This window comes from Herbiconiux sp. 320_LB (assembly GCF_059691755.1).
The window spans coordinates 71,337-83,492 of sequence record NZ_JCAWAD010000002.1; the positions used below are offsets into that span (position 1 = coordinate 71,337).

Annotated in this window: 21 protein-coding genes; 10 read left to right on the forward strand and 11 right to left on the reverse strand. The window is 70.7% G+C overall.

The features are described from left to right. Positions 1-14: 14 nt before the first annotated feature. The 4 genes from AC59HU_RS04435 to AC59HU_RS04450 form a co-directional block, all read right to left on the reverse strand. Positions 15-167 carry a hypothetical protein gene (locus tag AC59HU_RS04435; RefSeq protein WP_497222145.1) on the reverse strand — a complete coding sequence of 51 codons (153 nt, stop codon included), beginning with the start codon at positions 165-167 and terminating at the stop codon, positions 15-17. A gap of 93 nt (positions 168-260) precedes the next feature. Beyond that, positions 261-812 carry a hypothetical protein gene (locus AC59HU_RS04440; protein WP_497222146.1) on the reverse strand — a complete coding sequence of 184 codons (552 nt, stop codon included), beginning with the start codon at positions 810-812 and terminating at the stop codon, positions 261-263. Positions 813-988: 176 nt separating this feature from the next. Continuing rightward, complete coding sequence (locus tag AC59HU_RS04445; RefSeq protein WP_497222147.1) at positions 989-1,378, reverse strand: VOC family protein; 390 nt, start codon at positions 1,376-1,378, stop codon at positions 989-991. Then, positions 1,375-1,683: an ArsR/SmtB family transcription factor gene (locus AC59HU_RS04450; protein WP_497222148.1), complete on the reverse strand. Its 309-nt coding sequence runs from the start codon at positions 1,681-1,683 to the stop codon at positions 1,375-1,377. Before AC59HU_RS04450 ends, AC59HU_RS04445 begins: the two co-directional genes overlap by 4 nt. 192 nt (positions 1,684-1,875) lie before the next feature. Between AC59HU_RS04450 and ppk2 the strand changes: the two genes are divergently transcribed. The 7 genes from ppk2 (at position 1,876) to AC59HU_RS04485 (ending at position 5,685) form a co-directional block, all read left to right on the forward strand. Beyond that, entirely contained in the window at positions 1,876-2,721 is an 846-nt protein-coding gene (gene ppk2, locus AC59HU_RS04455) for a polyphosphate kinase 2 (protein ID WP_497222149.1), read from the forward strand. Beyond that, entirely contained in the window at positions 2,718-3,026 is a 309-nt protein-coding gene (locus AC59HU_RS04460) for a hypothetical protein (protein WP_497222150.1), read from the forward strand. Before ppk2 ends, AC59HU_RS04460 begins: the two co-directional genes overlap by 4 nt. Next, on the forward strand, positions 3,023-3,322 hold the full coding sequence (locus AC59HU_RS04465; protein ID WP_497222151.1) for a hypothetical protein: 300 nt from the start codon (positions 3,023-3,025) through the stop codon (positions 3,320-3,322). Before AC59HU_RS04460 ends, AC59HU_RS04465 begins: the two co-directional genes overlap by 4 nt. 88 nt (positions 3,323-3,410) lie before the next feature. Continuing rightward, on the forward strand, positions 3,411-4,028 hold the full coding sequence (locus tag AC59HU_RS04470) for a hypothetical protein (protein ID WP_497222152.1): 618 nt from the start codon (positions 3,411-3,413) through the stop codon (positions 4,026-4,028). Between the two features lie 38 nt (positions 4,029-4,066). Further along, positions 4,067-4,771: a Chromate resistance protein ChrB gene (locus AC59HU_RS04475; protein WP_497222153.1), complete on the forward strand. Its 705-nt coding sequence runs from the start codon at positions 4,067-4,069 to the stop codon at positions 4,769-4,771. Next, positions 4,768-5,196 (forward strand): YkvA family protein, encoded by a 429-nt coding sequence (locus AC59HU_RS04480; RefSeq protein ID WP_497222154.1) that lies wholly within the window; start codon positions 4,768-4,770, stop codon positions 5,194-5,196. Before AC59HU_RS04475 ends, AC59HU_RS04480 begins: the two co-directional genes overlap by 4 nt. 15 nt (positions 5,197-5,211) lie before the next feature. After that, positions 5,212-5,685 carry a cupin domain-containing protein gene (locus AC59HU_RS04485; RefSeq protein WP_497222155.1) on the forward strand — a complete coding sequence of 158 codons (474 nt, stop codon included), beginning with the start codon at positions 5,212-5,214 and terminating at the stop codon, positions 5,683-5,685. 206 nt (positions 5,686-5,891) lie between these two features. Here AC59HU_RS04485 and AC59HU_RS04490 read toward each other — a convergent pair whose 3' ends face one another. Beyond that, a complete protein-coding gene (locus tag AC59HU_RS04490) occupies positions 5,892-6,509 on the reverse strand; it encodes a TetR/AcrR family transcriptional regulator (protein WP_497222156.1) in 618 nt (205 codons plus the stop codon). A 91-nt stretch (positions 6,510-6,600) separates the two neighbouring features. Here AC59HU_RS04490 and AC59HU_RS04495 point away from each other — a divergent pair, with 91 nt between their 5' ends. Together AC59HU_RS04495 and AC59HU_RS04500 are read left to right on the forward strand one after the other, a co-directional pair. Continuing rightward, positions 6,601-7,053, forward strand: coding sequence for an SRPBCC family protein (locus AC59HU_RS04495; RefSeq protein WP_497222157.1), 453 nt, complete (start codon positions 6,601-6,603; stop codon positions 7,051-7,053). 119 nt (positions 7,054-7,172) lie between these two features. Then, entirely contained in the window at positions 7,173-7,748 is a 576-nt protein-coding gene (locus tag AC59HU_RS04500; protein ID WP_497222158.1) for an MOSC domain-containing protein, read from the forward strand. 40 nt (positions 7,749-7,788) lie between these two features. On the opposite strand, the gene AC59HU_RS04505 is transcribed toward AC59HU_RS04500, so the two are convergent. Together AC59HU_RS04505 and AC59HU_RS04510 are read right to left on the reverse strand one after the other, a co-directional pair. Then, positions 7,789-8,130 carry a cupin domain-containing protein gene (locus AC59HU_RS04505; protein ID WP_497222159.1) on the reverse strand — a complete coding sequence of 114 codons (342 nt, stop codon included), beginning with the start codon at positions 8,128-8,130 and terminating at the stop codon, positions 7,789-7,791. 7 nt (positions 8,131-8,137) lie between these two features. After that, positions 8,138-8,758 carry a hypothetical protein gene (locus AC59HU_RS04510; protein WP_497222160.1) on the reverse strand — a complete coding sequence of 207 codons (621 nt, stop codon included), beginning with the start codon at positions 8,756-8,758 and terminating at the stop codon, positions 8,138-8,140. 383 nt (positions 8,759-9,141) lie between these two features. Here AC59HU_RS04510 and AC59HU_RS04515 point away from each other — a divergent pair, with 383 nt between their 5' ends. Then, positions 9,142-10,491, forward strand: a complete 1,350-nt coding sequence (locus tag AC59HU_RS04515; RefSeq protein WP_497222161.1) for a calcium:cation antiporter family protein — start codon at positions 9,142-9,144, stop codon at positions 10,489-10,491. An 11-nt stretch (positions 10,492-10,502) separates the two neighbouring features. Here the strand turns inward: AC59HU_RS04515 and AC59HU_RS04520 are convergent, their stop codons facing one another. From AC59HU_RS04520 to AC59HU_RS04535, 4 genes are all read right to left on the reverse strand, one after another. Beyond that, entirely contained in the window at positions 10,503-10,730 is a 228-nt protein-coding gene (locus AC59HU_RS04520) for an RNA-binding S4 domain-containing protein (protein WP_497222162.1), read from the reverse strand. A gap of 83 nt (positions 10,731-10,813) precedes the next feature. Continuing rightward, entirely contained in the window at positions 10,814-11,014 is a 201-nt protein-coding gene (locus AC59HU_RS04525) for a hypothetical protein (RefSeq protein WP_497222163.1), read from the reverse strand. Positions 11,015-11,045: 31 nt separating this feature from the next. Next, positions 11,046-11,771, reverse strand: a complete 726-nt coding sequence (locus AC59HU_RS04530) for a hypothetical protein (protein WP_497222164.1) — start codon at positions 11,769-11,771, stop codon at positions 11,046-11,048. Positions 11,772-11,801: 30 nt separating this feature from the next. Continuing rightward, positions 11,802-12,110 (reverse strand): hypothetical protein, encoded by a 309-nt coding sequence (locus tag AC59HU_RS04535; protein WP_497222165.1) that lies wholly within the window; start codon positions 12,108-12,110, stop codon positions 11,802-11,804. Positions 12,111-12,156: the final 46 nt, after the last annotated feature.

The following is a 12,156-nucleotide window of genomic DNA, read 5'->3' on the forward strand; positions in this document are numbered from 1 at the left end:
TCCGGCGCGTCCCGTCAGCGGCGGCCCAGCGCCAGGGCGACGAGCGCGATCACCAGGTACGCGATCGCGAGCCCGAGCACGACCAGCAGCGCGGTCACCCACGCCCCGGTCAGCAGCGCGAACACCAGGCCTCCCACCACCGCCAGCGCACCGAACACCACGCCCATCGGTAGCATCCACCCCGCGCGGCCCCGACGCACAGGCGACGCCACGGAATTCCCTCGTTCACTCATCACAGACTCCTTCCGCGTGCCCGACGACTAGTTCTCCTGCGAAGCGCACTGATGCGATCCGAGAGCCAGCGACGTGATCGCAACCTTGAGCGTGGTCGCGTCTCCGTCCGGGCCCCAGGTGAAGTTGCCCCAGCGATCAGCGGTGTGCGCGCCCTGCGGGTTCTCGTAGGCGGTCGCGAACGCGTCATGCGTGTAGGGAAGGCCCTGGAACGCCCAGCCCCACCCGACCTCGGTCTGGATGGTCGTGTCCACCGCGGTGATCGCGGCACCATCCGCAGACCAGTTCGAGTCGACTTGAAGGCGCGCGAGGGTCTGTCCGAAAGCGTTCACCTTCGTGTACGAACACCACGCCGAGTAGCTCGACGCAGATGCCGACACCAGAGCCGGGGCCGACGAGTCGAGTTCCGAACGGACCGGGATCCGACGGATCACGGTCGGGTCCGACCAGGCCCGCACCGCGATCTCGGCCGGGACACCTTCTGCAACGGCTGCCGCAACGAATCCGCTCTCGGTCCAGCCCGGCGGTGTCGCACCGGGAGACGCATGCGCGGCACCGGCCGATCCGACGATTGCGACCACGAGACCGCACGCGATCCCGACGACTGTGAACTTCCTCGATCTCATCGTCGTCACCTCATTCGAACAGGACCCACCGCATCCTCATTCTTGACCCCCGAACGGGGTACGCGACAGCTGTTATCTCGACCGAAAGAGGAGTAGAGTGTTTCTCATTTTCAGGGCATGGTCGGCGAGGGTCAGGCGACGAACTGGGCGAGCTGGAGGAGGTTGCCGCAGGTGTCGTCGAGCACCGCGATGATCACGGGCCCGACGTCGGTGGGCGGCTGCGTGAAGGTCACGCCGAGCGCGAGCAGGCGGTCGTACTCGGCCCGCACGTCGTCGACCCCGAGCATCAGGAACGGGATGCCGTCGGCCGCGAGCGCCTCGGTGAACGGCTCGACCGCGGGGTGCGCCTTCGGCTCGAGCGACAGCTGCGTGCCGTCGGGCCGGTCGGGGTCGACGACGGTCAGCCAGCGGTGGTCGCCCATCGGCACGTCCGCCGCCACGGCGAAGCCCAGCCGGGACGTGTAGAAGTCGACGGCGCGCTGCTGGTCGTCGACGAAGATGCTGACGGTCTGGAGTCTCATGGTCTCGCCTCTCTCAGGTCCTCGCCCGGGGGCGGGGTTCTCGGTGGCCATCGCTCGGAGATCTGCGACAGCGGTGTCGTGTCGATGGTGTGCAACTTGTAGCGGCCCCGGCGCTCGGTGCGCACCAGGCCCGCCTGCTCGAGCACGTCGAGGTGCTGCGAGACGGCCTGCCGTGTGGGCGTGAGGTCGTGCCTCATCGCGAGCGTCGAGCACAGCTCGAACAGCGTCTGCCCGTCGCGTTCGAGCAGCACGTCCAGCAGCGCGCGTCGCGTCTGGTCGGCCAGGGCCTTGTAGACGTCACCCACGCGCCCACCATAGGCAAGCATCCACTTGCCTGTCAAGACCGGCCAGACACGAGCATCGGATGCGACGCCGCAGATATGCGCACACACGAACGGTTGCGAGCCGCTGCCGATCTCCCGCAACGGGCGTAGCGTTGCGCACACGCGCCACTTGGCGCCCGTCGAGGTTCTTCCGGGGACAGCTGGGATCGTGCCATGTCGAAGAAGTCCGCGCGGTCCGGATCCGTGAAGCGCATCCCGAAAGACCTGTACGAGGCCGAGCTCGAACGCCTGCAGATCGAGCTCGTGGCGATGCAGCGCTGGGTGATCGAGACCGGCGCACGGGTCGTGGTGATCTTCGAGGGTCGCGACGCGGCGGGCAAGGGCGGTGCGATCAAGCGGGTCGTGCAGTACTTGAACCCCCGCTCGGCCCGGGTCGTCGCGCTGCCGACGCCGAGCGAGCAGGAGAAGGGGCAGTGGTACTTCCAGCGCTACATCCAGCACCTGCCCACCACAGGCGAGATCGTGCTGATGGACCGCTCCTGGTACAACCGCGCCGGTGTCGAACGAGTGATGGGGTACTGCACGCCCGAGCAGTACCGCCGCTTCCTCCGGCAGGTGCCGGTGTTCGAACGGATGCTCGTCGAAGACGGCATCACCGTCATCAAGTACTGGTACTCGGTCTCCGACGACGTGCAGGAGGCCCGGTTCCGCTCGCGGTTGCACGACCCGATGCGGCGCTGGAAGCTCTCGGACACCGATCTGCAGTCGATCACCCGCTGGGAGGACTACTCCCGCGCCAAGGACGAGATGTTCGAGGCCACCGACCACGCGGATGCGCCGTGGTGGACGATCGAGAGCGACGACAAGCGCTCCGCCCGCCTCAACACGATCAACCACCTGCTCTCGCAGATCCCGTACGAGCATCGCGAACCCGAGCCGATCGAGATCCCCGAGCGGCCGAAGGCGGATGCGTACGAGCGGCCCGCGCGCGACCGCTTCCGCTACGTGCCCGACCACGCCCACACCCTGGGCAAGGCAGCCACCCTGGAGAACGCATGACCGACCCCGGCAGCACCCCCGACGAGAGCGCACCCGAGAAGCACCTCGACCGCAACGTCACCTTCACCCAGGCCTCGGGCCGGGAGTGGCACGTCATCGACTCGGATGACGGCACCGTCGTCGGGCGGGTCGAGAACACCGGCGATTCCTGGACCGCCTACGACCAGGACGACAGCCCCACTGGCGAGCACGCGACGGCCGAGGCGGGCATGTTCAGCATCGTGAGCACGTCGGAAGCCGGCGACCGGCTGTCAGGCGAGGACGTGCTCGACGACCTCCACCCCGACGACGAGGAGATCCGATGACCGACACCGGCGGCCGCTTCATCGACGAGACCGGGCGCAAGTCCATCACGGTCGACGTCGACGGCACGGAGTACGAGGTGAAGACCAGCGAGCACGACTACGACCTCGAGGTGGTCCGCACCACCGACGAGGTCGTCGTGGGCTACATCGCCCGCCTCGACTCCACGGCCTCGGGTTTCGTCGCGCCCTCCGAGGCGAACCTCGTGCTCCCGGCTCCCTTCGCGAGCCTCGAGGACGGCATCCGCCACCTCCTCACCCGCCCCGCCGCCCCCGGCCCGGGCTCGGCCCCCGCCTGACCCGCCGGCCCCGCATCCGGCTGGGTGGTGGCACTCGTCACCCTCGAAGTCACCCGCTGGGCGTACCCTGTCCGCGGGGGGACCACGGATGACTGACGACCGACCGCGCGGGAGCGCCCGATCACGACCACTGACGGATGCACGGCCAGGGGTGATCGTGGCGTGCATCGTGTTCTTCGGCCTCGCCGCGCTCGGCATCGTCGGATGGGCGACCTCGCCCGTTCTGCGAGGCGTCACCGGAGCCACTCTGTTCGCGGGCTTCATGGCGCTGCTCGCCGGCGCCCTGCTGCTCGGCGCGCTCGTGAACGATCCGTTTCGAGGGAGCGCCCCGCGGGTCCGGCCCGAATCCGACGCAACTCTCGCGTTCACCGTCGGCACGAACGAACCGCACCGCATCGTGTACCGCTGGGACCAGTTCTGGGGCTGGCTGACGGTGACGGTCGACGGCGAGCTGGTCTCGAGGCAGTTCGTCACCTTCAGTCTCTCGACGCTCCGCGTGGTCGAGTTCGAGGTCGGCGCGAGCGAGCGGCACCGGGTGCGGATCGAGAAGACGCGGCCCGTCGTCGCCTCCTTCGCCCGCGCTCAGCCCGCCACCGCCTTCATCGACGGCATCCCCATCGCGACCACCGCGCCTCCGCGGCCGCCCGTTCCGCCCGCTCTGCCGTTCCCGCCCGACCTTCAGGAGCCGGGCGCTCCGCGAGGCTGATCACGCTCGCTGATGTAACAGATGATACATTCAGTGTTGTGACTCAAGAGATCTCGTGGGTGTTGGTGCTGGTGCAGCTGCCGAAGGAGCCGTCGCGGCACCGGGTGGCCGTGTGGCGTGAGTTGCGGAAGGGCGGCGCCGTGCCGGTCTCCCCCGGCACCTGGGCACTGCCCGCCGGCGCGGCCTTCCAGCCCACGCTCGACCGCGCAGCCGAGCTGTGCGCGGCCGGGGGCGGCACCTTCGCCGTGATCGACGCGAGTCCGCGCGACGAGGCCTCGCTCGGCCTCATCCGCGATGCCTTCGTCGCCGCCCGAACGGATGAATGGGCCGAGTTCGAGGCCGACTGCGGCAAGTTCGAGGCCGAGATCGCCCGCGAGCACGCCAAGCAGAAGTACACCTTCGGCGAGCTCGAGGAGGAGGAGCAGAGCCTCGACCGCCTGCGCCGCTGGTACCGCGACCTCAAGAAGCGCGACGTGCTGCAGCTGCCGGCCGCCGCATCCGCCGAGGCCCGGCTGCAGCACTGCGCCGAGGTTCTGGATGACTACGCCGAGAAGGTCTACGCCGTGATGCACGCGAGCACCCCGGCCCTCGACTCGCCCGGCTCCCCCGCCTCCCCCGGCTCGCCCGCCGAGGCGGTCGGCGAGGCTCTCGGCGACGGCCCCGGCACGGCTCGCGGCGACGCCGCCCGCGGCTCCGCCGGCCGCGGCCCCATCGGCGACACCCCCGGGCCCGACGGCCCGTGAACCTCTGGCAGGGCCTGGCGGCCGTCGCCGGCGGGCTGGTCATCGGCTGGGTCGCGCTGCTGATCGCGATGGCCGTCGCCGCCCGCGGCCGCACCGAGAAGCTGTCGCTGGTGGCGGCCCTGCGACTCGGCCCGGACGTGCTGCGCCTGGTCGGCCGCCTGGTCGCCGACCGCACGGTGCCGGTCGGGATGCGGATCCTGCTCGCCCTGCTGGGCCTGTACCTCCTCAGCCCGATCGACCTCGTGCCCGACTTCATCCCGGTCATCGGTTACCTCGACGACGCCCTCGTCGTCGCGCTCGTCCTGCGCCTGGCGCTCCGGAGCGCGGGCCCGTCCGCGCTCGAGCGGCACTGGCCCGGCACGCCGGAGGGTCTCCGCGCCCTCCACGCCGTCGCGGGCCTCCGGTCGCCGCGTGTCGGAGGCTGAGGGCAGACTGGGGTCATGACCGAGCCCCGCGCCGCCGGCGATCGCACCGATGCCACCATCACGGCGACCACCCCTGCCGCCACCACCACCACCACCACCGCTACCACCGCCGCCGCCACCCCCACCGACATCGCCGCCGAGCTGCAGCGGGTGACCGAGCACTGGAGCCCGCGGGTCGTGGGCCGGGTCAACGACCAGTACGTCAAGGTGGCGAAGCTGCTGGGCGAGCTGGTCTGGCACGCGCACGAGAACGAAGACGAGCTGTTCCTCGTGGTCTCGGGCCGGCTCCGCATCCAACTCGAGGGCGCCGACGACGTCGAGCTCGGTCCCGGGCAGTTCTACGTCGTGCCGAAGGGGGTGCGCCACAACCCCGTCGCCGAGGAGGAGGTGCAGATCGTGCTCGTCGAGACGGTGACCACCGCGCACACCGGCGACGTCATGGTCGATCGCACCGCGCCGCTCGACCGCCAGCTCGGCGACTTCGCCTGACGCCTACCGGCGAGGCTCAGCGCAACCCGCGGGTCTAACGCTGACCAACCCTCCCCAGGGCGACCCGCGGGCCTGACGCCGGCCGGCCCATCTCAGCGCAACCCGCGGGCCTGACGCAGGCCAGCCCGTCTCAGCGCGAGCCACGGGTCCGACGCCGACCGCCCCATCTCAGCGCGACCCGCGAGTCTGAAGCAGGCCAGCCGGGCTCAGCGCGGGCCGCCAGGGTGGCGCACCTCGGCCAGAACCGCCCGCCCGGCGCGGGCCGCGGCCGCGACCACCTGCTCGTCCGTGCATCCCGAACCCACCGACGCCTGCACCGCCGCGTTGATCGAGAGCAGCGCCATGCGCACCAGCACGGCATCCTCGGGCGACGGATCGGGCAGCAGCCCCACGAGCTCGTCAGCGACGGCGGCCAGGCCCGAGCCGATCCGCTCCCCGCCGGCCGACGCCGCCGAGCTCTGGCCCAGCCGCGGGTTCGCCGCCAGGAACCGAATGCCCTGCAGCTTCTCGACCGAGAACGTGCCGACCCAGCGCATCACGGCGGCGTCGAGCAGCTCGGGGCTCCGGGGCTGCTCGCCGAGCCACGCCAGCAGCTGCTCGGCCTCGTCACCGCGAGCGTCGAACACCGCATCGAGGATCGCCTGCTTGCTCGCGAAGTAGTAGTAGAGCGAGGCCTTATTGATGCCCAGCTCGTCGGCGATCTGCCGCAGTGACGTGGCGTCGTAGCCCTGCTCGGTGAACAGCCGCAGGGCGGTGGTCTGGATGAGCGACCGCGTCTCGGCGCCCGACCGACGCGACGAGACCGGATGCGCGGGTGAGATCATCCGCCCACCTTACCTACCGCACGGTTGACAGTCTACCTACCGGTCGGTAGATTGCTCATATCGGAACCCGTCCGACCCGAGGAGCCCCCCCATGAGCCAGTACACCGTCGTCCGCGACTACCCCTTCCCGATCGCCGACGTCTGGCACGTGCTGACCGACCCCGAACAGGTGGCGCAGTGGACCACCACCGGCCAGGGCGGCCGGCCCGAGGGGTTCGCGGCGGTCGCGGGCACGCGGTTCACCTTCGTCGGGAAGCCGACGATGGGCTGGGCCGGGATCGTCTACTGCGAGGTCGTCTCGGTCGACGCGCCGCACGCCCTGCACTACACCTGGAAGGGCGACGCCGACAGCGACGCCGTGACCGACGTGACCTACCTGCTCGAGGAGATCCCGGGCGGCACCCGGTTCACCTGGCGGCACACCGGCTTCACCGGCCCCGGCGGCTTCGCGATGTCCCGCCTGCTCGGCTCGGTGCGCCGCAAGATGCTCACCGAGGGTGTGCCGCGGGTGCTCGACGAGTACCGCGCCGCCCACCCCGCCTGAGCCGGCCGCGGCAGCCCGCCCGGACGCCGTAGCCCGCCGCCGCGGACGGCCTGCTGGCTCACCCCGTCCGTCGCCGGCCGGCCTCCCTCACCTCGGCCCGCATCCCGAGCCAGCGCGTCATGGGCCAGAATCGAGAGGTGATCCCTGACGAGAAGATCCCCCACGTCGTCTCCGTGAGCCGGGATGCCGCGCACCGCTTCAGCAAGCACGTCGCCCCCGAGATCACTCTCGTCGAGGGCTGGGGCGTCGAGGGCGATGCCCATGCCGGGGTCACGGTTCAGCACCGCTCGCGGGTCGCCCGCGATCCGTCGCAGCCGAATCTGCGGCAGGTGCACCTCATCCACGAGGAGCTCTTCTCCGACCTCGCAGCCGCGGGTCACAGTGTCACGCCCGGTGACCTGGGCGAGAACATCACCACGCACGGGCTCGACCTCCTGGCCCTGCCGACGGATGCGCTGCTCCGGTTCGGCGACGAGGCCGCCGTGCGGATCACGGGCCTGCGGAACCCCTGCCTCCAGATCGACGCCTTCGAGCCCGGACTCCTCCGCGAGGTCGTGGGCCGCGACGAGACCGGGGCCGTCGAGCGTCGGGGCGGTGTCATGGCCGTCGTCGTCTCGGGCGGTGTCATCCGCCCGGGAGACCCGATAGTGGTGACGCTCCCCGCAGGCCCGACGACACCCCTCGCGCCCGTCTAGCCAAACCTGGTTGCGAACCCGAACCCGAATCCGAACCAGATCAGGCGGGCGGGGCGCCCGGCGTCAACTCGGGGGACGTGCCCGGGGCCGACAAGAAGTAGCCCAAGAACGTGACGCCCTCCTCGGTCGCGTCGAAGCGGTCGATCAGCACGTGCGCCGGCTCGTAGAAGACGTCGCCCGGGTGGAGGATCACCTCGACCCCTCCCTCGACCTGGAAGTGCACCGACCCGGCCTCGATCGACCCGAAGACGGGACCGTTGTGGTGGTGCGGGCCGCCTGCGACGCCGGGCTGCAGCGTGATGCGCCGCACCTGCACGGACGAGGTCGTCAGATCGGGCAGCGTCTGGTCCATCAGGGTGATCCGGGTCACGGGTTCGTCCATGCCCCGATTATCCACGTCTCACTCCGCCGCCACTCGCGCGACCGCCCGCGCCGGGCAACGATGTCGAGGGCGCATCGGCATCCCCTCTGGAAGCGAGCCGAGAAGCCACCGTCGGTAGTTCACCTGCTGACCCGAGATCCAGCGGCCCTCGTCCGCGCAGCAGCGAGGCCCGGGCGTTCACGGCGACGTGGGTGTCGAAGCTCTGCGCCGTCGTGTCGAGGATGCCCGACTCGACGTCGTGGGCATGGCTCAGCACCAGCCCGGACGCCTTCGCCCCGGCACGGGCCTCGAAGGTCCCGGAACCGGCCGCCCCCACGACGACCGATCCCGAGCGCGTAGCGGCACCGGCCCCGGCCCCGCCCGCATTCACGCCGTCGCTCGCACCGACACCGGCATCCGCGCCTTCCATCGCGCCGGCATTGGTGTCAAGAGCGCCCGTGCCGGCAGCACCCGTGCCGGCAGCGCCGGCACCAGCGACGCCCGCACCCGCAGTGCCCGCGGTCGCGGACGCCGCCGCCGTCGTCGTGCCCGCCGCATCCGAGTCCCCCGACCCGGATGCGCACGCCCCGAGCACCAGCACGACGACGACGGCGACCCCCGCCGCCGCACTGCGGCTTCCCCATCCCATACCGACACTCTAAGCGACACCTGTCGCAGAATGCCAACCCCCGGGGACAGAGCGGGCAGCGAGGGCTTCGGGCGGCCGAAAAGCTGGGGGCGGGCGGATGAGGGGCGCGCCGATCCGGGTGAGGGATGCCGAAAAGCTCCGAGTGTGCGGCGGCGGGCCGGGGCGGGCTCGAGGCCTGCGGCAGGCTGGAAGCATCGAAGGGGAGTAGTTCCCCGCGTCCGGCAGCGGACGCCTGCGGCACCGTCGACATACTGGCCGATCATGACGATCGGCCCGGCGGCCCACCTCGACCCACGAGGCGAACGAGACCTTCGGCCAGTCCTTGGCCGGAGTGCATCCTGTTCGCTGCACCCCGGTCACGCCCCGACCGAGGAGCTCTCGTCATGCCCCCTGCCCTCATCCGCAAGATCGCCCTCTGCCTCGCGATCGCCGCCCCCGCGGTGGTCCTCCGCCTCACGGGGCTCGCGCCCAGCCCCCTGCTCGACCTGCTCGTCTTCGGAGCCGCGGTCGTCGCCGCATCCTTCCTGCTCGCCTGGGCCGCCGAGGCCGCCCAGAAGGACATCTCCGGCGGCCTCGCGATCGCGCTGCTCGCGCTGATCGCGGTGCTGCCCGAGTACGCGGTCGACCTCTACTACGCCTTCCGCTCGGGATCCGACCCCTCGTACGCCCAGTACGCCGCCGCGAACATGACCGGATCGAACCGGCTGCTGCTCGGCTTCGGCTGGCCGCTCGTGGTCGTCATCGGCCTGCTCGTCGCCAACCGCGGCCTGCGGAACTCGCGCCGTGAGCGCGCGGGCGACCCGGTCGACCGGATGAACGCGACCGACCCGCAGAATGCGACCGGCCCTCGGCTCCCGACCGCCCCGAAGAAGCGCAGCTTCCTCCAGCTCCCCGACAGCTCACGGCTCGACGTCGGCTTCCTCGCGATCCTCGCGGTGCTCGCCTTCCTCATCCCGGTCGTCGGCGCCATCCCGATCTGGTTCGGCCTCCTCCTCATCGTCGCCTTCGCGCTCTACCTCTGGCGCTCGAGCCGCGTGCACTCCGACGGCGAGGAGGTCTTCGTGGGCACCCCGAAGCTGATCGCCGAGCTGCCGACCGCGCGGCGGCGCACCGTCGTCATCGGTCTCTTCGTGGTCGCGGCCACGATCATCCTGATGGCGGCCGAGCCCTTCGCCACGGCCCTGGTCGACACCGGGACCTCACTCGGACTCGACCCGTACTTCCTCGTGCAGTGGCTCGCGCCCCTGGCCAGCGAGGCCCCCGAGTTCATCATCGCCGTGCTCTTCGCCCTGCGCGGGATGGGGGCGGCCGCGATCGGCACGCTGATCGCGTCGAAGATCAACCAGTGGAGCCTGCTGGTCGGCTCCCTGCCGATCGCCCACTATTTCGGCGGTGGCGGAACCGACCTCGCCCTCGACGCCCGCCAGATCGAGGAGTTCGTGCTGACCGGCACCCAGACCGTGATGGGCGTCGCGATCATCATCGCCCTGCGCTTCCACCGCTGGTCGGCGATCGCCTTGGCCGGCATCTTCGCGGTGCAGTTCTTCGTCACCGATACGACCGGCCGGTACGTGCTCTCGGCGATCCAGCTCGCGATCGCGTTGGTGGCGCTGTTCCTCCTCCGCCGCGACATCCTGCCCACCCTGGCGGCGCCGTTCCGGCGCGCGCCTCGCCGAGAAGTCACCTTCACGTCCAAAAACTCTCGGGAAGACGTAGAAGCGACTTCTCGGTGAGGTGGGGTGGGTCAAGGGGTGACGCGGGCGCTGCGGCCCTCGAACCGCACGATGTCGCCGAGCTGCAGCTGACGGCCGCGGCGCAGCTCGACCGCACCGTTCACGAACACGTCGCCGTCGGCGATGGCCTCCTTGACGGCGCCGCCCGAGTCGAGCATCCCCGCGAACTTGAGGAACTGCCCCAGCCGGATGCCCTCCCCACCGATCGACACGTCCTCGACACCACTCGTTTCAGCCATGCCGAAAGGCTAACCGAACCGTCCGCGCCTCCCACGCGCAGCCGACTCAGGATGCGGCGACCCGCACCCGATCGCCGCCGGGACTAGACCCGATACCCCCGAAGCCCCGAGTCGATCTGCGCCTGCACCTGCCGCAACTCCGCGGCGAGCGCCGGATCCTCTGCCGCGACGTCGTCCGCCCGGCGACCGACCCCACTCTTCCTCCGCAGCAGCGCGAACACCGCCGTCAGCACGGCGGCCAGCCCCACGGCTCCCGCCGCCACCGCTCCGATCACGATTCCCATACGCTCTCTCCTTTCTCCTCAGACCACACGGTTACCCGAAGACATCGGGCTCCCGCCGCACGAACTCCAGCCTCACCTGCTCGAGGTCGTCGCGCGGGATGACCGCGGTCACCATCACGCCGGAGCCGAGTTCGAACCCCACCGCGTACACGAACGGGTCGGTGTCGATCTCGATCGCCGGCACCTCGATCCCGTCGAGCAGCACCGGCCGGCGCTCGTTCACCGTGCGCACGCTCAGCCGCTCCTGGAACCGGTCGCTCGTGATGTCACCCAGCCCGAGCTCCTTCCGGAACCGGTTCGCCAGCACGTGGTTGGCATGCTCGACCAGAAGCCGGCGGGGCTCCGACAGCTCGGAGGGCTCGCGGTGCCAGGCGGTGCGCACCGCCTCCCAAAGCGTCGGAAACCGCATCCGCTCGATCTGCTCCAGCATCCACACAGGCCGAGGGTGCGGCGACGGCGCGCCGAGCGCCTCCCGCCTCGCATCGTCGAGCGTCCGCCGCAGAGCTTCGTCGATCTCGGCGAGGTTGGCGGGGTCGGAGCGATCGGCCGGGTTCCGCCACACCGTGTAGTTGACGCTCACGGACATCTGAGAGGTCCCGTCGCTGCCGGACGACGACTGCGTGTTGAGCAGTGGCGCCTCCTCGAGCGTCGCCTGCGGCACCAGCCCGACCACCGGCACGGGCATCGCGGCCAGACGCTCGGCCTGGGCCACGCGCGGGTCGGGTGCATCCTCCGGCACGAACCCGCCGAACCTCATCGGAGCGGTTCCCATCCCCGAGTCACCGGTCTACGGCCGCGCCAGGTCGGGCGCAGGGGCGAGCAGTTCGGACCGCAGACCGTTGCGGATCGCCAGCTCCAGATCGTCCGAGGCCTGATCCCAGCGGCGTCGGGTCAGCTGGTTGCCCACGACACCGATGATGACGAGGATCGGCGCGATCACGGTCGGAATCGGCTCTCCCTGGCCCGTCGCGAGGGCGATCAGCCCGATCACGACGAGGCAGGCCGCGGCCCCGATCACCATGGCGAATATCGCACGAACCTCGCCCAGCATCCGAAGGCGGCGTCGTGCCCGAGTGGTCTCCGTTGTTTCACTCATCCCTCAACGCTACGCGTGTCGCTCACCCACCGACACCCTTCGGAGC